We start from the raw sequence: 19,960 nt of genomic DNA, 5'->3' as shown, positions 1-19,960 counted from the left end.
CAAGGCTATCTCGCGCAAATAATCGGCGCGAATTCAGATGGAGTTAAGGAAATGAAACTGAAATCACAACGGACACTGAACTGGATTCTATGCATTGCGATGGCCGTGCCCTTGTTTGAGGTAGGTCTGATGCTGGGTTGCCGCAGTAAGCATTCCGAAGGCAAAGCGGCCCAGGCCAGCTCTTTTGCTACGCCGGAGGAGGCAGGCACAGCGCTCGCCAAAGCGGCACAGGGTAATGATGATGCTGAACTGCTGCGCGTGCTGGGGCCGGATTCGAAACAGATTCTCAGCTCCGGAGATGCCATGGAGGATCAGGGCGCGCTGGCCGACTTCGCGGCAAAGTACAAGAAGATGAATCGCTGGGCAACGATGACCGATGGCAGCGAAATTCTTTTCACCGGAGCGGACAACTATCCTTTCCCGATTCCGCTTGTGAGTGATGGCCGCGGAGGGTGGCGCTTCGACACGGAAAAAGGAAAGGATGAGATCCTTGCGCGGCGCATTGGCGAGAACGAACTACTCGGCATCGACGCAGCCTATGCAATGGCTGGAGCGGAAGAGCTTTATCGCCGGCAGTCGCACGACGGCAACCCAGCGGGGCAATATACGACGCAGGTTTTGAGCACGCCCGGCAAGCAGAACGGCCTCTACTGGGAAGTACCCACTGACAAGCCCTCAAGCCCCCTCGGCCGTCTGAATGAATTTGCCAAGGACGTCATTGCTTCCACACCCCAAGGCGCTGCGCCGATTTTCGATGGCTATGAATTGCGCATTTTTACAGTGGCGTCGAATAAAACGCAGAGCAGCAATCAGAGCAAAGCTGAAATGAAGAAAGCGAACAGCGAATTTGTTGTAGTCGCAACTCCGGTGGAGTATGACAATTCCGGCATTATGACCTTCATCGCCGGGAAAGATGGCGTGGTCTACCAGAAAGACCTGGGGAAGGACACGAGAGAGATCGCTGCTTCCATAAGCAATTACAAGCCTGGCACTGGCTGGACGCGAGCTGATCAGTAAAAGACATTGAGTTGCAATGCAAAGGCAGATAGGAACGAGTCATGATGAATCGACGTACAGCAATTAAAGAAATCTTCGGCGCAAGCATTGCGCTGTCTCTTGCGCCGCGGCTACATGCGCTGGCTGGAGTGGGTACGGGACAGAACGGACGCCCCAATCAGGAAGCGCACAAGGCAATGGTGGGGATTGGACAGCAGTTTATGCAGCAGTACTTCGCACCGGCCATGTCTGTTGCCATTGTGCGCAACAGCCGCTTTGTATGGGAGCGTCCGTTCGGCATGGCATTTCCGAAGGATTTTGAGGCGACCAATAGCGCGACGCTTTTTCGCATCGGCACTGCATCCATGCCGATTACGTCTGTAGCTATCTTTACCTTGATTGAAAAGGGCAAGATGAGCCTTGCTGACAAGGTGTTTGGATCGAATGGAATTCTTGGCGATGCTTACAGCAAGAAAGGGTACAAGCAGTATGTCACGGACATTACCGTTGACCATTTGCTGACTCATACCTGCGGAGGATGGCCAAGCGATGCAACCGATCCGATGATGCACAACAATGGCTGGGATGCTGAGAAGCTGATCTCCTCTACGATCGAGGATTCTGCTCTGACTTCACCTCCAGGTACAAAATGGGCATATTCCAACTTTGGGTATTACCTTCTTGGCCGCATCATCGAGAAGGTCTCCGGAATGTCGTACCAGGATTACGTGAAGCAGACGGTGCTGGCTCCTTGCGGTATTACCGCGATGCACATTGCCGGCAATTCACTGCATGATCGCGATCCCAATGAAGCCGAGTACCTGGGCCAGTTTAATGAGAAGCCATACAGCATCAACGTGAGCCGGATGGACTCCGCGGCGGGATGGATTGCGTCTCCGTCTGATATGGCACGCTTTCTCACGCATGTGGCAGGCACGTCTACGATTCCGAGCTTGCTGAGGCCTGAGACCATCATGCTGATGACGACACCGTGCGCGGCGTATCCGCAAAACTCGCCTGCAAGATATGCACGAGGCTGGATGGTTGCCGAGAACGGCAAGGGGCTGTGGTTTCACTACGGCACGCTGCCAGGTTCGACTTCCGTCATTGTCAGAAGGCCAGATAACATGTGCTGGTCAGCAATCACGAGTACCCGCAGCCTGCCGGCAGACACCATGAACAGCGCTCTGGACAAGATGGTCTGGGACATGGTTTCCCAGATGCCGGAGTGGAATTCGTAAACCGCAGCGCCATTGCGGCGCGGCTCAAAATTTAGAAAGGAATTTATCATGACACCCGTACATCGCAAGTCTCTTCAACTTTTTCTACTCTCATTACTCGCTTGCGTGAGCATCTCAGCGCAGCAGGAAATGGCAAACCAGGCTCCCGACAACGTTGCGGGGAAATGGGTCGTCTCTACGCTGGGCGAAACTGGCATAGTCCATACCGATCACCTCACTATCAAGCAGGAGGGCAACGTGCTGACTGGCAAATTCAAAGGGCCGAATCAGTCCGGCTCCATCAACGGGGGCATTAACGTGCATCATATCGAGATTCGAAGTAACACGAATCATCCGGTGGTGTTCCGCGGCCGCGTGGACGGCGACACAATCACTGGAAAGGTTCACGTGATGGGCAGAGAAGGAGAATTTCGCGCAGTGCGAGAACCTTAACTGCTTCATGCATCGGCAACAAAAATAATCGCCGCATCCTGGGATGCGGCGATTATTTTTCGCTATGCAAGATGCTGAGCTGATCTGCCTGACTGAGATTGCCCCAATATATATCTTTCTTTAGCCGTTTAAACCTCTTGTGGAATTTAAGGTCCGAGCCTAGCTCAGACCTTCGTCTCGCGCGCAAGCGGCAACGATCTCAGACAGGTTGGCGAGCTCTTCTTTCAGTACATAATTGCATGCGCCGGCCTTTGAGGCCGCTGCCCGCAGATCGTCGTCATCGTAGTCGGTGACCAATATAATTCGCGCGGTGGGATAGGAACTGCGGATCTGCCGGGTCGCGGTCAGCCCATCCATCTTGGTCATGCGAACGTCCATCAGAACAACGTCGGGCTGAAACGCCTGATAGCTACTCAAAGCATCACAGCCGTCGGCGCACTCCTGGATCTCACTTGCCATATCTGCCAGGGATCGCCGCAGCACCCGCCGAATTCCAGCATTGTCATCCACAATCAATATCTTCATTTCGTTCTTTTTCATCCGTCCCGGAATTTCCAGTTGAGTATTCGAGTAGTCTTATGCGCTGCGAAAAAACCTGAAATCCATCTCAAGGTTAACGAAATCAAGAGCCCGGGAAAATAGAGGATGCTACATACCGACCCATGTGGTACCACACGGGTCGGCGGCCAAGTCTCCTATAATCAAAGCCTCGCCAGTACCCGTGCTTCCTTGAATGCGATTGGCCCGAAGAATTCCCGATGATATGTTGGCTCATATGATTTCGGCCGGAAAACCAGATCGACTCTTTCGCCGGCGCGTCCGCAGGTTCTCCTGTGACTGGCTATGTGGTCTCTTGATCTGCCTGTTTTCGTTAGGCGCTCCTGCCGTAGCGCCCGCCGCGGAATACCACTTGAAAACCTGGACCGTGGAAAACGGTCTTCCGCAAAATGTCATTCGCGGTATTGGCCAAACTCCTGATGGTTACCTCTGGGTTGTCACGCTTGACGGCATGGCGCGCTTCGATGGCGTGCGATTTACTACCTTCAACAAGAGCAATACGACTGGCATTGTCTCTAACCGGTTCAGTGGAATGGTGCAGGACCGAAATGGCGACCTGTGGCTTAGCACGGAAAGCGGAGGACTGACTCGATATCACGGCGGCACATTCCGCTCGTTTGGGCCGGAAGATGGTATTCCGGCAGGCACTGTCCGCGGAATTGTCCGCGCCTCTGCTGGGGGAATATGGGTTTTGTCGGAAGAATCGATTCTGAGATTTAATCCACAGACTTCTGAATTTATGGATGTTACTCCAGAGAACGCTAAGATTCGTTATCAACCCTTGCAGTGGGACGGAGCTGGTTTCTGGGGCCAGGACAGTACTGGATTGCATCTTTTTATCGATGGGCAGTTCATCAGTTACTCATTGCCTGCGTGGCTTTCGGGCAAACCGCTCTGGGGCGTCGGCAGAGATCAGAGCGGTGTCATTTGGCTGGAAACTGCTGACGGCCGGCAAGGCGTCATTTCTCCTAGCACACAGACGATAAAACCAGTTGATGCCGGGCATCCTCAGATCACTTCTTACCTCGACTCGCATAGGCGGAGCTGGTCACAAAAAATCAGCCGCCGACTGTCACGTGAACTTGAAGTTGAGTCCCCCGGACATGTTGTAACTATTCCGTTCACCCGTTTTTTTGAAGATAAAGAAGGCAACATATGGATTGGTACCGAAGGCGACGGACTCTATCAGCTACAGGAAGAGACAATCACCGTTTATTCCAAAGCTCAGGGGCTAATTGACCAGGATGTTTATCCAATCTATCAAGACAAATCCGGGGCTATATGGATCGGTGCATGGCAGAAGGGGCTCAGTTCTTTTCGTGATGGGCGATTTACCAATTATTCGGTGGCTGAAGGATTGCCTGCTCCGTTGGTGAGCTCGCTGGGGGGAGATCGCGATGGCAATCTCTGGGTGGGTACACACGGCGGTTTCGCCGTCTTTCGCGATGGCAAGTTTCACAAACCAGATGTTTTTCTTCCGGAACATTCGGTGGTCCAGAGCATCCTGCAGGATCGCGGCGGCACGCTGTGGTTTGGCACCACGAACGGCCTTGTGGCATACAGAGGCGGCCCGAGCAGAACCATCACCGAACAAGATGGCCTGGCCAGCAACGATGTAAAGATCATCATCGAGGGCGCGTCAGGAGATTTGTGGATTGGAGGTTACGGAGGCCTTACGCGGCTTCATGGCAGCCAATTTACGCAATGGACCGAGCGCGACGGGTTGCCCAGCAACAGTATCCGGTCCTTATATGAGGACCCAGATGGTGTGCTCTGGATTGGCACTTACGATGGCGGTCTCGGCCGTTTGAAGAACGGAAAATTCACTCGCTACACGCAAAACAACGGTCTCTTCAACAACGGCGTGTTCCAGATTCTGGAAGACGGCCGGGGAAACCTTTGGATGAGCAGTAACAGAGGCATCTATCGCGTAAGCAAGCGCGACCTGAACGCCTTTGCAAATGGTGAGCGAACATCTATTACCTCAGTGGCATATGGCGAAGCGGATGGCATGCTGAATGAAGAATGCAACGGAGGGATGGGGCCTGCCGGCATTAAAACAAATGACGGCAAACTGTGGTTTCCCACACAGAATGGTGTTGCTGTAATCGATCCGAGTAGAGTATGGATCAATCGCCAATCGCCGCCAGTCATCATTGAGGCCGCTCTTATTGAGAGAGTTCCGGCCAATATTCAGAACGGCCTGCGCATACCACCGGGCAAAGAAAATCTTGAGATTGAATATACGGCTCTCAGCTTCGTCCGCTCGGAACAGATTCACTTTCGATACAGGCTTGACGGACTTGATTCCAATTGGATTGACGCCGGATCGCGGCGCACTGCTTATTACTCACATCTGCCGCCGGGGACATACACGTTTCACGTAATTGCCGATAACAGCGACGGCGTATGGAATGCCGGTGGCCAAAATTTGACGATCACGGTGCAGGCACCGTTTTACCGGACATGGTGGTTCATAACGATCGTTGTGCTGTTCATAGCTGCACTGATTGCGCTTGCGGTTTACTATCGCATATCGCAGCTTAAGCGCACACAGGCTCTGCAGAAAGCTTTCTCACAGCAGCTCATCGCTTCACAGGAAAGTGAGCGACAGCGCATTGCGTCCGAATTGCACGACAGCCTCGGACAGAGGTTGCTGGTGATCAACAACCTGCTGAAGTTAGTGCTGGGAAAACAAAATAAGGGTGTCGCCCCCAGCCAGGAAACGATGGAGGAGATCAGTGGGGAAACATCGCTCGCGATCCAGGAGACCCGCGAGATCTCTTACAACCTGCGGCCATTTCAGCTGGATCGACTTGGATTGACAAAAGCAATAGAAATTGTCGGGCGCACAGTCTCTTCGGCTTCGGGAATCCCCATCGAATGTGACCTCGATAATATTGACGACGCGCTGCCGGAGAATCTGCGCATTAATTTTTATCGAATTGTGCAGGAGTCTTTGAACAACGTTATGAAGCATTCACAAGCTACCGAGGTAAAGATTCGGGTAGTACGTGACGACGAGCGAATCGTTCTGACAGTTCGCGATAATGGCGTTGGCTTCATGCCGGCAAATCGCCCTTCAAAAGGCGGAAAGAGCGGGTTCGGATTGACCGGAATGGAAGAGCGCGCACATTCGCTTGGCGGAGCCTTCCGCTTTCGATCGGCCCCCATGCAAGGAACTACAATGACGGTCGAGATCCCGATTGATAAATGATGAAAAGGATTTTGCTTCAGGTGTATTGCTGTTGGAGCAAGTTCGGACGGACCAAGGAGGAAATCTATGAGGATCGGGATTCGCAATTCAAATATGCGGGTTTATTTCCCGATGATCGTAGGGCTGTTGCTGGCTGGCTGCCGATCACAGATCAAGCCAACGATTGCAATTACACAGGTGCCTACCGCAACTATCGGTGGCCCATCGCAAATGGAGCCAATTGCGGGAAGGGTTGCCAATGCTAAGGCTGGCGACCAGGTGGTCCTGTATGCGCGCAGCGGCGTGTGGTGGCTTCAGCCGCTCACGGATCAGCCATACACAAAGGTTCAAGCGGACTCGAGCTGGAAAAATCTCACGCACCTTGGCTCTGAATATGCCGCGCTGCTGGTTGAGCCCGGATACAAACCTGCCTCCAAGGCCATTACATTGCCCACCGAAGGAAATGGGGTTCTGGCGATTGCTGTCATGAAAGGCAATGCAACTGCGGCCGATGCTCCTCCAGGAATTCAATTCAGCGGTTATAACTGGATTGTCCAAACAGGAATGAGCGACCACGGCGGCCAGCCGTACGCCTATGATGCGGCAAATGCCTGGACTGACAATAAAGGCTATCTCCACCTTCGCATGGACTACCGCAATGGTCGCTGGGCTTGCTCTGAAGTCAGCCTACAGAAGAGCCTGGGATATGGCACCTACAAATTTGTAGTACAGGACGCCGCTCACCTGCGGCCATCTGCCGTGCTTGGCATGTTCACCTGGGATGACGCGCACTCGACAAATTTCCGCAATGAAGTGGATATTGAGCTGAGCAAGTGGGGAAAGGCAGACAATCCGAACGCGCAATTCGTTGTTCAGCCGTTCTACGGCCCGGATAATCTGGTCCGCTTCAGCGCTCCCGCCGGGGTTGAGATATACGTTTTTCAATGGGAACCAGGCAAAGCATCCTTCAGCGCGTTCGGCGGCGAGATGGCCGGTCAAGCAAAACCGATTTACGAACATATTTTTCAGCCCGGAGTACCAGCGCCGGCGAACGAAAAAGTGCACATGGATCTTTACGATTTTCATCATTCGGAGGCGCTGTCAGGCCAGCCCGAAGAGGCGATCATCGAGAGTTTTTCCTTTGTTCCAATGCCTAAATCGAACTGATTGCAGAAAGACTTTGTGATCTCCGGGAAAACGGAGAGATAATACAGTCAACTTTCCGTGAAGAGGCAACCATGGCGCCAGTCATCCGAGTCCTTATCGCCGACGATCACCCACTGATGCGGAAGGGCCTGCGTATGAGCATCGAAGAGGACGCAATGCTGGAGGTGGTTGGCGAAGCATCCGACGGGGAAATGGCATTGTCGCTTGTGGAAGAGCTCCATCCTAATGTTGCGCTACTCGATATCGAAATGCCGAAGCTCGATGGTCTGAAGGTTGCGCGGGAGATTTTCAAGCGCGGATTGAAGACTGAGGTGATTTTCCTTACGTTTCACGCAAGCAGGGACCTCTTTCAAGATGCGATTGACCTTGGAGGCAAGGGATACATTCTAAAAGACAGCGCTGTGCAAGAAATTGTAGCCGGCATTCATGCGGTGGCTTCCGGAAAGCCGTATCTCAGCTCGGCAATTACGATGGATATGCTGCATAAGCCTGTGGCTGCGGCACAAAAAACAAGCGCATTGGATGGAGTACACCTTACAGCGTCGGAGCGCCGCATTCTTCGATTAATCAGCACTGGCAAAACCAGCAAAGAGATTGGAGATGAGCTCTCCATTCACTATCGGACGGTGGAGAACCACCGAACCAACATCTGTCGCAAGCTTGAGCTTGATGGCGAAGGCGCAAATGCGCTCCTTCGATTCGCTCTGCAAAACAAGACCGCTCTTTAAATCCCATCGCAAACTTTCCTCTTGTTACGACCTGTGTGGAAGCACACGGGTCTTCGTGTAGCGTCCTCTATTTTGGTTTTCCTTGAGATTTCATATTCTTGGATCAAGGAGAACAGGCCAGCACACGGCACCTGCTCCTGAATTGCACAAAGTTTGTTGAACGAAGCGGCGGCGAGCAGATGCTCACCGGGCGATTGCCCCACCATGGCCAAATTATCGTTTTGAACCTACACGAGGACATTATGCATATGCCAAATTGCACCATCGCTGGACGGATCAGGAACAGAGGAATCGCGCTATATTTCTTCCTGGTTCCGGCCTGGCTGTTTATTCTCACTCTCACCATGAACGGGCAGACCGCATCGGTTCGGCCTGTTTCAGCTATATCAACCTACCAGTTTCCTCAGGTCACGATGACCGGGACTGTCCGGCAGTTAACGACCGAGCAGGCCACTGATACATCGGCTAGCAATCAGCTTGTTGTAGATGGTCCGCAAGGAACATTCACTGCAAACCTCGGCCCGAATATCAGCCGTGGCCTTCAGCAAAGCCTCTCTTCCGGCAAGTCCGTTCAGATATCGGGAACGATGCAGACAACGGGTGGCCAGGATTATTTGGTGGCCTATGTTCTCACCGTTGATGGCAACCAGATCACAATCCGCAACAAGAACGGTTTTCTTGCTCACACACCCTCGCACGCGCGCACTGCTTCAACAAGCGGCGCTCTCTATGGAGGCGCAAAGTGAAACTGCGTCATATTTCCAGTTTTCTTGCTACATTTGCGCTCGCAATCACGGTCGTCGGCTGCGGCGGCTCATCGTCTAATCCGCCGACCCCACCAGCGATTTCAGTGAGCATCAACCCTGCACCGCCGTCGTCGATCGATGCCGGAGCATCCACCAACGTGACAGCGGTCGTCAGCAATGACAGCGCCAACGCAGGCGTCAAATGGTCTGTTAGTTGTTCCCTCTCTACATGTGGCAGCCTTTCAACCACCAGCACCTCCAGCGGCACAGCAACCAAGTATTCCGCTCCCGCCTCGGTCTCCAGTCAGACCAGCGTGACGATCACTGCAACCTCAGCCTCGGACACTACCAAGTCCGCGTCAGCGAAAATTGCGATTTCACCTGCGAATACGCCCATCTCTGTAGCGCTTAGCACTCCACCCAGCTCAATTACTGTCGGCACGACTGCGTTATTGACGGCTAATGTGAGCAATGACGGCACGAATGCAGGTGTTACCTGGTCGGCGATATGCGGAAGCTCGCAGTGCGGCAGCTTCAATCCCACGTCAACGGCAAGCGGCGCGGCCACTACTTATACCGCTCCATCGGCTGTTCCGTCGCCAGCTACGGTGAACATCACCGCAACTTCCGCAAGCGATAAGACTAAGTCGGCTTCGGCAACGGTGACTATTACGGCTCCTCAACCGGTACTCGCGGACGGCAACTATGTATTCCATCTCGCCGGCCAGGACGTCTCCGGTTACTACTACGTAGCAGGTGTGTTCACAGTGTCGAACGGTTCTATCACAGCGGGCGAGCAGGACATGGTGGACGATAACTACTACTTCACCAACAGCCTCACTGCTTTCGGGTCGAGCCTGACCAAGGTAAATGGAAATATTCAGGTTGCTCTGAATACTGGAAACTCCAAACTCGGACAAAATGGTACTGAGACGATCCGCGGCACAGTTGTATCCGCAACACGTGTCTTGATCTCTGAGTTCGATACGTTCGCAAGCGCAACCGGATCTATCGATCAGCAGACCAGCACAGACGCACCTGCAAGCGGGTATGCCTTCAACGTTGGCGGATACGATGGAAACAATCCTCAATCCACATTTGGGATCGGCGGCATTCTCAACATCAGCGGTTCATCGATCCTGACCAGCGGCAGCGTGCTCGATTACAACGATGGCGGAAACCCTGCGCAGAACTATGGCTTCGCATCTGGCTCTGTCAGCGCACCTGACTCCTTTGGCCGCGTTGTCTTCACTCTGAACCCGAATTCGGCCTCCGGTCTTCCGCCCTTCGCACTGGCGGGATACATCGTTGGCTCGAACCAGATTCAATTAGTGGAAACAACGGATTCTCTGCAGGGAGATCTCGGCGGCACGGCTATTAGCCAGGGCAGCAATACTGGCAAGTTCAGCGCAGCTAGCATCGCAACAAATACCTATATCTTCGGTGCCAACGGTCAAGACGCTTTCAGCAACGTAAGCGCAGTGTTTCAAATGGCTGGCGCCTTTGTCTTCAACTCCGACAATACGGTATCCGGAATTGTCCCATTCAACGATCTAACCATTCATCCCGGTGCTCAGATCACATCTGGCAGTTACACCGTAGATGCAACAGGCCGCGTCACGATCAATGTGAACACGGACGTAAACGGCAACAACTTCCCTTTCGTCTTCCAGCTCTACCTGGATGGCAATGGAAACGCGCTGGAACTTGGCGTAGACCCAACGCAGGTTACGTGGGGCCAGGCTTATCTGCAGAACTCTCCTCCCAACGATGTGGAAGGCAACTATGCTCTCTCAGCGTATGGCTTTAACAATTCCAACCAACTTCCAGCTTTCGGTACGGTAGGCCCCGTGGCAGTGTCGTCTGACAACTTCTCGGGATATACCGACATGACTGTTCAGAATGCTGACAATTCAGCGTCCGTCGCAACCCCAAGCGTGACTCTCACAGGTACGGTAGACACCTCCAACGGGGGATTTGACCTCTATGGGCTCAACGCAACGTTGAATTCACAGACAAAATCCGGCCTGGGGTACTACCCAATAGACGGGCAGAGAGTTCTGGCAATCGAATTGGATGGCCAGCAGATGACCTTGATGATGCTGGAACAGATACAGCAACTACAACAATAGTCAGTCCACAACAGTCCGGCGATTGCAGAGCAATCGCCGGACAACAAACAAAGCAGCCACTGAGATGCTTCCCCTAACCCGGCGGCCTCTTAGCAATTAAATCCTGGATTAAAAGTGGGAAAAAGAGATCTGTCTCAAATGAACACAAAACCAATGTCCGCATGGAAAGCCAATTCGGCCAACGAATGGCTCACCGCAGCCGAGGCTGCCCAATATCTTAAAGTCAACTTGCTCACGTTGTTCCAATGGGTGCGCGAAAGGAAGATTCCGGCACATCAACTTTCCGGTGTTCGGCGCTGTGTCTGGAGATTTCTGCGGCCTGAGTTGGATGCCATGCTCAGTCCATCATCCCATGCCTCCCTGACAGGAGCCGCTAATAAAGGTACAGCGATGCGAGACGGTTAGCGAGACTCGCCGGACGAAGCCGTGAAACAATAAGCTGTATTCGCCATGAATCAAGACACATCTGAAAATCAGCCCATTCCTGAAATCAGCTCCGAACCCGTCGCCGACGCCGGTGCCGAATCCGTTGAAAACTTCGGCGACCTACTCGCTCAATTCGAGAAATCCCACGCACACCCTCCGCAAGCAGGACAACGACAGCTTGAAGGAACGGTGATCTCCGTCTCCGCGGACAAGGTCTTTCTCGACATCGGTTATAAGATCGAAGGCGTTCTTCCAAGTTCCGCCTTCGATCGCGACGCCGCGAATGTAGTGCCAGGCCAGACCTATCCCGTGTCCATCACCGGACGCAACGAGGAAGGCTATTACGATCTCTCGCGCTTTAAAGTTGCCCAGCCGAAAGACTGGTCTTCTCTTGAAGAAGCCTTTGCACAGAAGATTGCGGTTGTCGGTACGGTCACAGCAGTTGTGAAAGGCGGAGCCAGCGTCGATGTCGGCGTTCGCGCTTTTATGCCCGCCAGCCGCAGCGGAACCCACGATGCCACAGCACTGGAGGCCCTGGTCGGCCAGCAGATTACCTGTCGCATCACCAAACTCGACGTCGCCGATGAAAATGTTGTTGTCGACCGCCGTGTTGTGCTTGAAGAACAGACGCGCATGGAGGCTGAGGGTCGTTACGCCACGCTCAAAGAAGGCGATATGGTTACAGGCACAGTGCGTACCTTTATGCCCTACGGCGCATTTCTTGATCTAGGTGGCGTCGATGGCTTGCTACATGTCAGCGACATTGCCTGGACACGCATTACCAAGCCTGAAGATGTACTCGCTGTCGGACAGAAACTTGAAGTCAAAATTCTCAAGATCGATTTCGACACGAAAAAGATCTCGCTCGGCCTTAAGCAGCTTCAGTCCGAGCCGTGGCTCGACGTCCCTGAGCGCTATCAGCCTGGCCAACGCATCAGTGGTTCCGTTACGCGTGTCACTGACTTTGGCGCCTTTGTGGAGTTAGAGCCCGGCATTGAGGGTCTTATCCATGTTTCAGAGATGTCCTGGGGCAAAAAGGTTCGCGTTGCGAGCGATATTGTAAAACCGGGCGAACGCGTGGATGCTGTTATCCTTTCCATCAAGCCGCCTGAAAGTCCGCAGCAGGCTGGTCGCATCGCTCTCGGCCTAAAACAGACTCTTACAGACCCCTGGACGGAGTTTGCGCAGAAATTTCCTGTTGGCTCCCAGGTTCAGGGTCCTGTCACCAAGCTCATGGCGTTCGGCGCATTCGTGCAAATCGCAGAAGGCTTGGAAGGCCTTGTCCATATCAGCGAAATCGTTCCCGACCGCCGCCTCAACCATCCCTCGGAAGTGCTTCACACCGGCCAGACCGTGCAGGCGCAGATCCTCGCTCTCGATGCCGGTAAGCGCCAGATCAAGCTGAGCATGAAGCAACTCATCCCTACCGGTCTCGACGAGTATATTGCCGAGCACAAGGTAGGCGACAAAGTCTCTGGCCGCGTGGTTACTGAGTCTCCTGTCATCATCGAATTAGGCGAAGGCATCCGCGCTGCCTGCGGTATGTCAGCCACACCTTCTGCCCAAGCAGCCGACGCAGCTACGTCCACGACGCCTGCCAAAGCAGACCTGTCCTCTTTAAGCTCGATGCTGCAGGCCCGTTGGAAAGGCAATGCGCCCGCTGCCGCCACTCAACCAGAGCCGCTGCAGGCAGGCCAAATCCGCACCTTCAAAATCACCAGGCTCGATCCTGCAAGCAAATCCATTGAAGTCGAGCTCGCGTAGTCTATCCGGTCTTCCGCTCTGCTGAGCATTACGGAGCGGGAGGCAGCCTATTTGCCATCCCCCTAATTTTTTCTGATTTCTTGCCTTGCCTCGCCGTTCGCCCCCCAAAAAATACATTTCGTTAGATCAGGGAATCCTTTGAGGCTCTGTTGAACGAGGCGTCATTGTCAATCTGCCAGCCAATGACGACCTTTATTTGCTTCTTCATAAATTGGTCATCCTATTAAATATCGCATCTGACGAGAATTCTCTAAGAGCGCACTTAATCTTTCAGTGTTAGCGGTGAATTTCAAGCATTTATATCAGGAGATAAATCAATTAAAAGCAACAATTTCAATTATTAAAGCAACATTTACCACTCAAATCGTGAGCAGATTTTCTGCTTGACAATTGGATGAACCATTTTGCCTAATTTATATCATGTGATTCTTCTTTATGACACTTTTTTCTGATCTGAATTGAACTCATGATGAAATCCCGTACTCTCTGGTTTGCCGCTATGGTATCCGCGCTAGGCGGATTTTTGTTTGGCTACGATTGGGTAGTTATTGGCGGCGCAAAGCCGTTTTATGAAGCATATTTCGGGCTGGTAAGCCCGGCACAGGAAGCGTGGGCTATGAGTTGCGCGCTGGTGGGATGCCTGGCCGGTGCGATGGGCTCAGGCTTGCTAAGTGAACGCACAGGCAGAAGGGGTTCATTGCTGATTGCCGCCGTTGTTTTTGCCTTGTCGGCACTTGGTACAGGCATGGCACAGAACTTTATAGGTTTTGTGACATGGCGTATCGCGGGAGGAGTGGCAATCGGGCTGGCATCGGCGTTGTCGCCCATTTATATCGCGGAGATTGCTCCGGCGCGCATTCGCGGCAAACTGGTGTGCCTGAATGAACTGACGATTGTGATCGGCATATTGGCTGCGCAAACGGTGAATTGGTTGATTGCCAGACCTGTTCCTGTTGGTGCATCGCTTGCGGAGATTCAGACCTCGTGGAATGGCCAGGTGGCATGGAGGCACATGTTTGAGGCTGGCTTCTTCCCTGCCATGGTGTTTCTGGTGGGACTGCTGGCGATTCCGGAGAGCCCTCGATGGCTTGCGCTCAAGGGTAAACATCAGAGCGCACGGTCTGCGCTTGTGAGATTGGGAGGTGAAACGTACGCCACAGAGGTTGAGCGGGAGATCGAAGGCTCATTTTCAACCGAGTCGCGGATGGATGTTCGCATCGCATTGCGCCAGCCGCGAATGCGGCGTGTGTTGACAGTTGGAATTGTGCTGGCGGTTCTGCAGCAGTGGTGCGGCATCAACGTAATCTTCAATTACGCGCAGGAGGTTTTTAGCGCGGCTGGTTATCCACTTTCGGGCATCTTTCTTAATATTGTGATCACCGGCGTGACGATGTGCGTGTTCACATTTGTCGCGATTGCGACGGTGGAGAGACTGGGACGGCGAAAGCTGATGATTCTTGGCTGCGGAACGCTAGCCGTGTTGTACGCGATGCTGGGCGCGTTGTACCTAACGCATCAGCATGGATTGTTGTTGATGATTGCGGTAATTGCGGCGATTGCCACGTATGCGATGACTCTGGCTCCGATTACGTGGGTAGTGCTCTCGGAGATTTTTCCCACGGAAGTGCGAGGGGCTTTCATGGCAATCTGCACGGCAGCGCTGTGGCTGGCGTGTTTTCTATTGACGTATAGCTTTCCGCTCTTGAATACCGCACTCGGCACTGCGTATACCTTTTGGATCTATGCGCTGGTCTGCATACTGGGAATGATTTTTGTTATGAGACGGCTTCCCGAAACCAAAGAGCATAGTCTGGAATCCATCCAGGCTTTGTGGGGAGCTCACGAGCAGTAAGAGATACCGATGCCTATCGGGAATCAGAAAAGCAGCGGTTAGCAATTTCGCACAGAACAAGCGACTGCTGCCAGCGATCTGACTCTTCCCTGCCCTCGAACTCGCGTGCGTAATAGATATCGGCGGCAAGGAGTTCAACAGCGAAGCAGAAGAATGGAGCGGCGCTTTCGCGCTCAAGATAAGAATAGAAGACGCGTTTCCAGATGCGGCAGAAGTGCTGTACATACGGCAGCTGAAGTGCGGTTTCTAATGTGCCGATGTTGACCTGCATGGAGCCTGGATTGCCGATGCGGCCATGCATAAAGCAGACGCGGTCGATGACAGGCTGAATGAAGTCCAGCTTTTTATCGAAGTCGCCGTAGACCATTTCCAGGCCGGTGTACCAGTGTGAAAAATCGCCATTGAAGCGGAGACCCGGGAATCGCCGCACGAATTGAACTGTGCGCCACTGGTCCTGAAAGATAGTGGCGCGATGAGTTTCAACGTAGAGAGGGATAGCGAATTGCTCGGATGCGGCAAGCACGGCCTCGATTAAGGTGAAGGCCTCAAAATCATCTTCATAGCCCCATCCGACATGAAGAGTGAGAGCCTCGAGGTCATGAGTGCGCGCTTCTTCCGCAAGACGGAAGGCATCCTCGGGATGATTAACTCGGCCACTGCCACAGGTGCCGAGGCCGAGTGCACGGCATGATGCGAGTGCCTCCATGTCGAGAGGTCCGATAAATTGCACACCGTGGTAGCCGGCCATTTGGATCGCTGCCGGCCAGCCGTTATCAGGAGTGGGCAGGCCGCTATGGGAGAACCAGTTGTAGTAACAGCGTAGTTCGCGTGACGTGGTAGAGTGCATGATTTGGATCCTGTTGGCCTCTTCAGGTTATATTCAGAGCATGTTCTACGTTCAGCGGGGCAATGATTCCTGACCGCTAATGATAACGCTCACGGCGAGACCAGGCGCGCCCGAGTCAGGCTGTCCGCTTCCAATCCATACATTGTGCCGCCTTGCATGTCACAGCGGCAATGGCAAGATAGCGGAATAGTGAGAATGCAAACGCTCAAACATGCTTGACAAGTATCTCCGGGGAGTCTATTGGTTCAACCTATGGACATGGCGAGTTTACGGATGCGGCGTGCGTGTGTCAATCAGTTAAGACGGTGGTTTGCTGTAGTGGCGCTCGGGCTGACGGCGGGAGCAGGATCGCTCCCGGCGCAGACATTGCGGGAAGATTCAGTAGAAGCAAAATGGAATTTTCATATTGAAAATGGTGTGATCATCGAGACCGTGAGCGGAAGTCTCGCACAGGTGAAGGGAAACGTGTACGCTGCCAAAGGGCCGGCGGGCGATGCCGTGCAGATGGATGGCTATACGGCAAAGATTTCCAACGCTCCGATTGCTGTACTCAATAACCCTGAAGAGCTAGGCGTTTCGGCGTGGATTGAGTTGGACGCGTATCCGTGGAATCTGGCTCCGATTCTCGACCAGAAAACGCCGGACGGGGCGTTTTTCTTCGGACTGGACGCGGCGGGACATTTGGTCGTAAGGACCAAAGCGGCTTCTGGTACTGTAACGTCGGTACGAGTGGTTCCTCTTCGCAAGTGGATCCTGGTTACGCTTGGCATCAAAAATGGACAGGTGAGTTTTTCAGTAGATGGTTCAACCATTGCTACAGCTATGTCTACAACCGAGCCGGTAGCTACGAAGCCGGAGGCCCCCACGTCTGGAAATAATCTACTCATCGGACACGTGCGAACTGCATTGTTACCGGAACCGGCCGATCGAATTCATCCGGATTTTCCTATCGAATATTCCATAGAAGGCGCGTTGAGCGAACTGACTGTGTATCGTCATCCATTATCGGATGATGCAGTCTCGCACTTGTACCGTGCGGCATCCTCTGAACTATTGAAACCTTTTCCGTGGCCGGAATTGCCGCGATGGAAGGGGGGTACGGGAAGTTTTGGCGCGTTCTATACGACCCTGCATTTTGATCCGCTGTGGGACCGGACACGGCGCACGGCCGAAAATTCGGATGTTGTTGTGCGCTTTGATGACTCGCCGGCGCAACTCGTCTTCTGGCAGGGAACAAATTACGTTCCGGCGTGGGTGACAGAGAACAACAACTGGTATACCGATGAGTTCATGGAAATCTACGGACATCCACGCTGCCCTTATGGCGAGGACTGCGAGCCAATGTCAGATAAGCAGTCGCGATATTCCCATGTACGAATTTTAGAGAGCACGCCGGCGCGCACTGTTGTGCATTGGCGCTATGCACTTTCAGAGGTTGAGCAATATGCGATTGGCGATGCGCCTTCTCCTACGGAATGGGGCGACTGGGCGGATGAATACTGGACTGTCTATCCGGACCATATTGCAGTGCGCAAATCTGTTTTGTGGAGCGCGGTAGCTGAGCGCGAGAAGACAGAATTTCAGGAGTCCATTGTTATTATTCCGCCCGGCAAGACACCAGAGGATTGTCTCCATTTTGACGCGCTGACATTTGCGAATCTCCGCGGCGAAACGAAGACCTATGCCTGGCAGCCCAAAAGTGCTCCGGGATTGCAGATGCCAAAAGGACCGTCGAGTTTTCCTGAGCCAAAAGAAGCGGTCATTCAGCGGGTGAATCTCAAGTCTGAGTGGAAACCGTTCGAAGTAGTTTGGGGAGATGGCGTTTCTTCGGATGCATACAATGGCGAGGCCTCCATCTCCAGCTTTGAGTGGTGGAATCACTGGCCTGTGGCACAAATTCCATCGAGCGGGAGGCCCGCATTGGCGGCTGACCGCGCCGGGCATACATCGGTTTCCCATCTATATTGGCCGGCCTATCAGAAGACGAATACAACGCTGACCAAGTTGCTATTGACTGGATTGACAACTCAGTCGACTGAACGGCTCGTGCCGCTGGCGAAGTCGTGGCGCAGCCCGGCGCAGTTGCGCACGCAGGATGGACACATGCTGGTTTACGATGCGGCGCAGCGCGCGTATCTTGTGCCTGCGAACTTGCCGACACCTCTGCGTCTGACGATTGAAGGCAGCGCGGAGCATCCGATCTATCATCCTGCATTTGTGGTAGATGGCTGGGCAGGCGAAGCAAAGGTTACCGTACTGCAAGGAGCCGTGGCCGAAGGATCAGTCCGGCAAGGAGTGGTGGAAGATCTGAACGACAAACGCCTGATCGTTTATCTGCCTGTGACCGCGGAAAATACGATTGAGATTGAGATTGCCAAGCCCTAGCGTCGATCAAAGGCAAACCATGTGACATTGAAAAGCCGACGCTGAGCGGTATCAGATGATCCGCGGGCAACGAGGCATAGATCATGCATACCTGTTGCTTGGCGTGTCACAGGCGCGGAGAGAATCCGGTATGACGTGCGCCCGCCTGTGGGAGTTATGTCGATAGTAGAGACTAAAGGACCGGCAGGGTTATCCAGCCGGACTTCAAGCTTTCCATTGCCTAGGGTGCTATTTTCTGAACTGACTTCAACACGAAATTGCAATGCGCCGCTACCGAAGTCCATGTGATGAAAGCCCAGGTAGCCGCCGTCACCTAGCTTCATTTGATATTCGCCATGAAGACCCGGTTCGCCTTCCGCATTGACGCGCACATGGAACTCCGCAGCCTCGCGGCGAGGCGCGAAAGCGTCGAGCGTCAGGTGCGTCACGCCGGGTGTACCGGCTCCTTTGTCGCGGCCGGGATAGATGGCTCCGAGTGTACCGTCGGGGAGAATATTCAGTTCTGTAATGGCTACCTGGCGATGATGATCGTTTTCTCCGACCACATTTTCGTAAGGAACGTGATAGGCGAGATAAGACTTTCCTCGATACGAGCAGACACCTTGTTGAACTGATTCTTCCCCGTTTCCGGCAGGATAAACAAGGTGCTGAACGGGACCACTGAATGGCCCTAAGAGGCTGCTGGACATCGCGTAATTTACATAGGAGCCCTTAGCATCGCAGCCCGGCCCCTTATCGTCCTTATAGGCTACCCAGGTCAGATACCAGGTACCACTAGCGTGGAAGAGTACAGGGCTCTCAAAGTATTCGAGATTGCCGCAGGAGTCGGTTGTGGGAACAGCCAGCTTACGCGGCGCCTCGGCAAGCTGAGTCATGTCCGGTGTTAAACGGGCCAACATTACTTCGTGCTTCTCCGTGTCGCCTGAGCCCCAGATAAGGTAAGCTTTGCCATCGTCGTCTCGGACAATCGATGGACTTAGACCTTCCAGCGGCTTGCCGTCGGCCATCTTCATGGGCGCGTTGTAGACATCCTTGTAGGGGCCAAAGGGGCTCGCTGAAGTAAAGACACCTATATCGTAGGTGCCATAATTTTCTTCACTTGCAGAGTTCACGCGAAAGGGCGCGTAGGCATAAAAACCGGATATGCCAGGAATGCCAGCATCGCCATCCCACAAGGCGTCTCCGCCGTTCCAACTCACATCACGGCCAGTCAGGATTGAGCCATGATCGACCCAGTTGTCAAAGTCAGTGGTGGTCAGAGCATGATAGGCGTACATGCCTTTAAAGAATGCATTGGGAATTTCGAAGTTCACAGTGAAGGGGTCCTGCGTGGTGAACAGGTAGAACTGCCCATTCATCTCGCGGCAGGTGGGGTCAGAGTTGAAGAGATACCCGGGTGTGACGAGCTTTTGAGCCCAAGCATGCGTCGCAATCAGAATGCTAATTGCGACGGCAATCAAGGTTCGAAATACGCATCTCTTCATCTCAAT

At 53.4% G+C, this 19,960-nt stretch carries 15 protein-coding genes; 12 read left to right on the top strand and 3 right to left on the bottom strand.

The window, feature by feature from the left end:
* Nucleotides 1-51 precede the first annotated feature (51 nt).
* Genes VO84_RS19295 through VO84_RS19285 form a run of 3 tightly spaced genes read left to right on the top strand, consistent with a single transcriptional unit; the run spans nucleotide 52 to nucleotide 2,669 of the window.
* Nucleotides 52-1,017, top strand: a complete 966-nt coding sequence (locus tag VO84_RS19295) for a DUF2950 family protein (protein ID WP_058189428.1) — start codon at nucleotides 52-54, stop codon at nucleotides 1,015-1,017.
* 41 nt (nucleotides 1,018-1,058) lie between these two features.
* Nucleotides 1,059-2,237 (top strand): serine hydrolase domain-containing protein, encoded by a 1,179-nt coding sequence (locus VO84_RS19290; protein WP_058189427.1) that lies wholly within the window; start codon nucleotides 1,059-1,061, stop codon nucleotides 2,235-2,237.
* 48 nt (nucleotides 2,238-2,285) lie between these two features.
* Nucleotides 2,286-2,669 carry a hypothetical protein gene (locus VO84_RS19285; protein WP_058189426.1) on the top strand — a complete coding sequence of 128 codons (384 nt, stop codon included), beginning with the start codon at nucleotides 2,286-2,288 and terminating at the stop codon, nucleotides 2,667-2,669.
* Nucleotides 2,670-2,828: 159 nt separating this feature from the next.
* Here VO84_RS19285 and VO84_RS19280 read toward each other — a convergent pair whose 3' ends face one another.
* Nucleotides 2,829-3,209, bottom strand: a complete 381-nt coding sequence (locus tag VO84_RS19280) for a response regulator transcription factor (RefSeq protein ID WP_058189425.1) — start codon at nucleotides 3,207-3,209, stop codon at nucleotides 2,829-2,831.
* 385 nt (nucleotides 3,210-3,594) lie between these two features.
* Between VO84_RS19280 and VO84_RS19275 the strand changes: the two genes are divergently transcribed.
* The 8 genes from VO84_RS19275 to VO84_RS19240 all read left to right on the top strand — a co-directional run bounded on the left by VO84_RS19275 (nucleotide 3,595) and on the right by VO84_RS19240 (nucleotide 15,238).
* Nucleotides 3,595-6,444 (top strand): sensor histidine kinase, encoded by a 2,850-nt coding sequence (locus tag VO84_RS19275; RefSeq protein WP_197414130.1) that lies wholly within the window; start codon nucleotides 3,595-3,597, stop codon nucleotides 6,442-6,444.
* Nucleotides 6,445-6,510: 66 nt separating this feature from the next.
* Nucleotides 6,511-7,590: a hypothetical protein gene (locus VO84_RS19270; protein WP_231738096.1), complete on the top strand. Its 1,080-nt coding sequence runs from the start codon at nucleotides 6,511-6,513 to the stop codon at nucleotides 7,588-7,590.
* A 71-nt stretch (nucleotides 7,591-7,661) separates the two neighbouring features.
* Nucleotides 7,662-8,318, top strand: coding sequence for a response regulator (locus VO84_RS19265; protein WP_058189423.1), 657 nt, complete (start codon nucleotides 7,662-7,664; stop codon nucleotides 8,316-8,318).
* 242 nt (nucleotides 8,319-8,560) lie between these two features.
* On the top strand, nucleotides 8,561-9,064 hold the full coding sequence (locus VO84_RS19260; protein WP_157440015.1) for a hypothetical protein: 504 nt from the start codon (nucleotides 8,561-8,563) through the stop codon (nucleotides 9,062-9,064).
* Nucleotides 9,061-11,196 (top strand): beta strand repeat-containing protein, encoded by a 2,136-nt coding sequence (locus tag VO84_RS19255; protein WP_058189421.1) that lies wholly within the window; start codon nucleotides 9,061-9,063, stop codon nucleotides 11,194-11,196. The genes VO84_RS19260 and VO84_RS19255 overlap by 4 nt, the downstream gene beginning before the upstream one ends.
* A 138-nt stretch (nucleotides 11,197-11,334) precedes the next feature.
* Entirely contained in the window at nucleotides 11,335-11,601 is a 267-nt protein-coding gene (locus VO84_RS19250) for a helix-turn-helix domain-containing protein (RefSeq protein ID WP_082662212.1), read from the top strand.
* Between the two features lie 45 nt (nucleotides 11,602-11,646).
* A complete protein-coding gene (locus VO84_RS19245; RefSeq protein ID WP_058189419.1) occupies nucleotides 11,647-13,386 on the top strand; it encodes a S1 RNA-binding domain-containing protein in 1,740 nt (579 codons plus the stop codon).
* 466 nt (nucleotides 13,387-13,852) lie between these two features.
* Nucleotides 13,853-15,238: a sugar porter family MFS transporter gene (locus VO84_RS19240; protein WP_197414129.1), complete on the top strand. Its 1,386-nt coding sequence runs from the start codon at nucleotides 13,853-13,855 to the stop codon at nucleotides 15,236-15,238.
* 13 nt (nucleotides 15,239-15,251) lie between these two features.
* Here VO84_RS19240 and VO84_RS19235 read toward each other — a convergent pair whose 3' ends face one another.
* On the bottom strand, nucleotides 15,252-16,085 hold the full coding sequence (locus tag VO84_RS19235) for a hypothetical protein (protein WP_157440014.1): 834 nt from the start codon (nucleotides 16,083-16,085) through the stop codon (nucleotides 15,252-15,254).
* A gap of 258 nt (nucleotides 16,086-16,343) precedes the next feature.
* Between VO84_RS19235 and VO84_RS19230 the strand changes: the two genes are divergently transcribed.
* Nucleotides 16,344-18,470: a LamG-like jellyroll fold domain-containing protein gene (locus tag VO84_RS19230; RefSeq protein WP_197414128.1), complete on the top strand. Its 2,127-nt coding sequence runs from the start codon at nucleotides 16,344-16,346 to the stop codon at nucleotides 18,468-18,470.
* Here the strand turns inward: VO84_RS19230 and VO84_RS19225 are convergent.
* Nucleotides 18,467-19,954 (bottom strand): family 43 glycosylhydrolase, encoded by a 1,488-nt coding sequence (locus tag VO84_RS19225; protein ID WP_082662210.1) that lies wholly within the window; start codon nucleotides 19,952-19,954, stop codon nucleotides 18,467-18,469. The two genes, VO84_RS19230 and VO84_RS19225, sit on opposite strands and share 4 nt — an antisense overlap.
* Nucleotides 19,955-19,960: the final 6 nt, after the last annotated feature.

The sequence above is a fragment of the Occallatibacter gabretensis genome (genome assembly GCF_001449115.1).
Taxonomy (GTDB): domain Bacteria; phylum Acidobacteriota; class Terriglobia; order Terriglobales; family Acidobacteriaceae; genus Telmatobacter; species Telmatobacter gabretensis.
The sequence above is the reverse complement of the archived record's forward strand: the minus strand, read 5'-3'. Positions and strand labels throughout refer to the sequence as shown.

Excerpts from the sequence above, each read along its gene's own strand:
- VO84_RS19295 (WP_058189428.1), top strand. The coding sequence starts at position 52 with ATGAAACTGAAATCACAACGGACACTGAACTGGATTCTATGCATTGCG.
- VO84_RS19225 (WP_082662210.1), bottom strand. The coding sequence starts at position 19,954 with ATGAAGAGATGCGTATTTCGAACCTTGATTGCCGTCGCAATTAGCATT.
- VO84_RS19245 (WP_058189419.1), top strand. The coding sequence starts at position 11,647 with ATGAATCAAGACACATCTGAAAATCAGCCCATTCCTGAAATCAGCTCC.
- VO84_RS19285 (WP_058189426.1), top strand. The coding sequence starts at position 2,286 with ATGACACCCGTACATCGCAAGTCTCTTCAACTTTTTCTACTCTCATTA.
- VO84_RS19250 (WP_082662212.1), top strand. The coding sequence starts at position 11,335 with ATGAACACAAAACCAATGTCCGCATGGAAAGCCAATTCGGCCAACGAA.
- VO84_RS19230 (WP_197414128.1), top strand. The coding sequence starts at position 16,344 with ATGGCGAGTTTACGGATGCGGCGTGCGTGTGTCAATCAGTTAAGACGG.
- VO84_RS19265 (WP_058189423.1), top strand. The coding sequence starts at position 7,662 with ATGGCGCCAGTCATCCGAGTCCTTATCGCCGACGATCACCCACTGATG.
- VO84_RS19235 (WP_157440014.1), bottom strand. The coding sequence starts at position 16,085 with ATGCACTCTACCACGTCACGCGAACTACGCTGTTACTACAACTGGTTC.
- VO84_RS19290 (WP_058189427.1), top strand. The coding sequence starts at position 1,059 with ATGATGAATCGACGTACAGCAATTAAAGAAATCTTCGGCGCAAGCATT.
- VO84_RS19240 (WP_197414129.1), top strand. The coding sequence starts at position 13,853 with ATGATGAAATCCCGTACTCTCTGGTTTGCCGCTATGGTATCCGCGCTA.
- VO84_RS19280 (WP_058189425.1), bottom strand. The coding sequence starts at position 3,209 with ATGAAAAAGAACGAAATGAAGATATTGATTGTGGATGACAATGCTGGA.
- VO84_RS19260 (WP_157440015.1), top strand. The coding sequence starts at position 8,561 with ATGCATATGCCAAATTGCACCATCGCTGGACGGATCAGGAACAGAGGA.
- VO84_RS19270 (WP_231738096.1), top strand. The coding sequence starts at position 6,511 with ATGAGGATCGGGATTCGCAATTCAAATATGCGGGTTTATTTCCCGATG.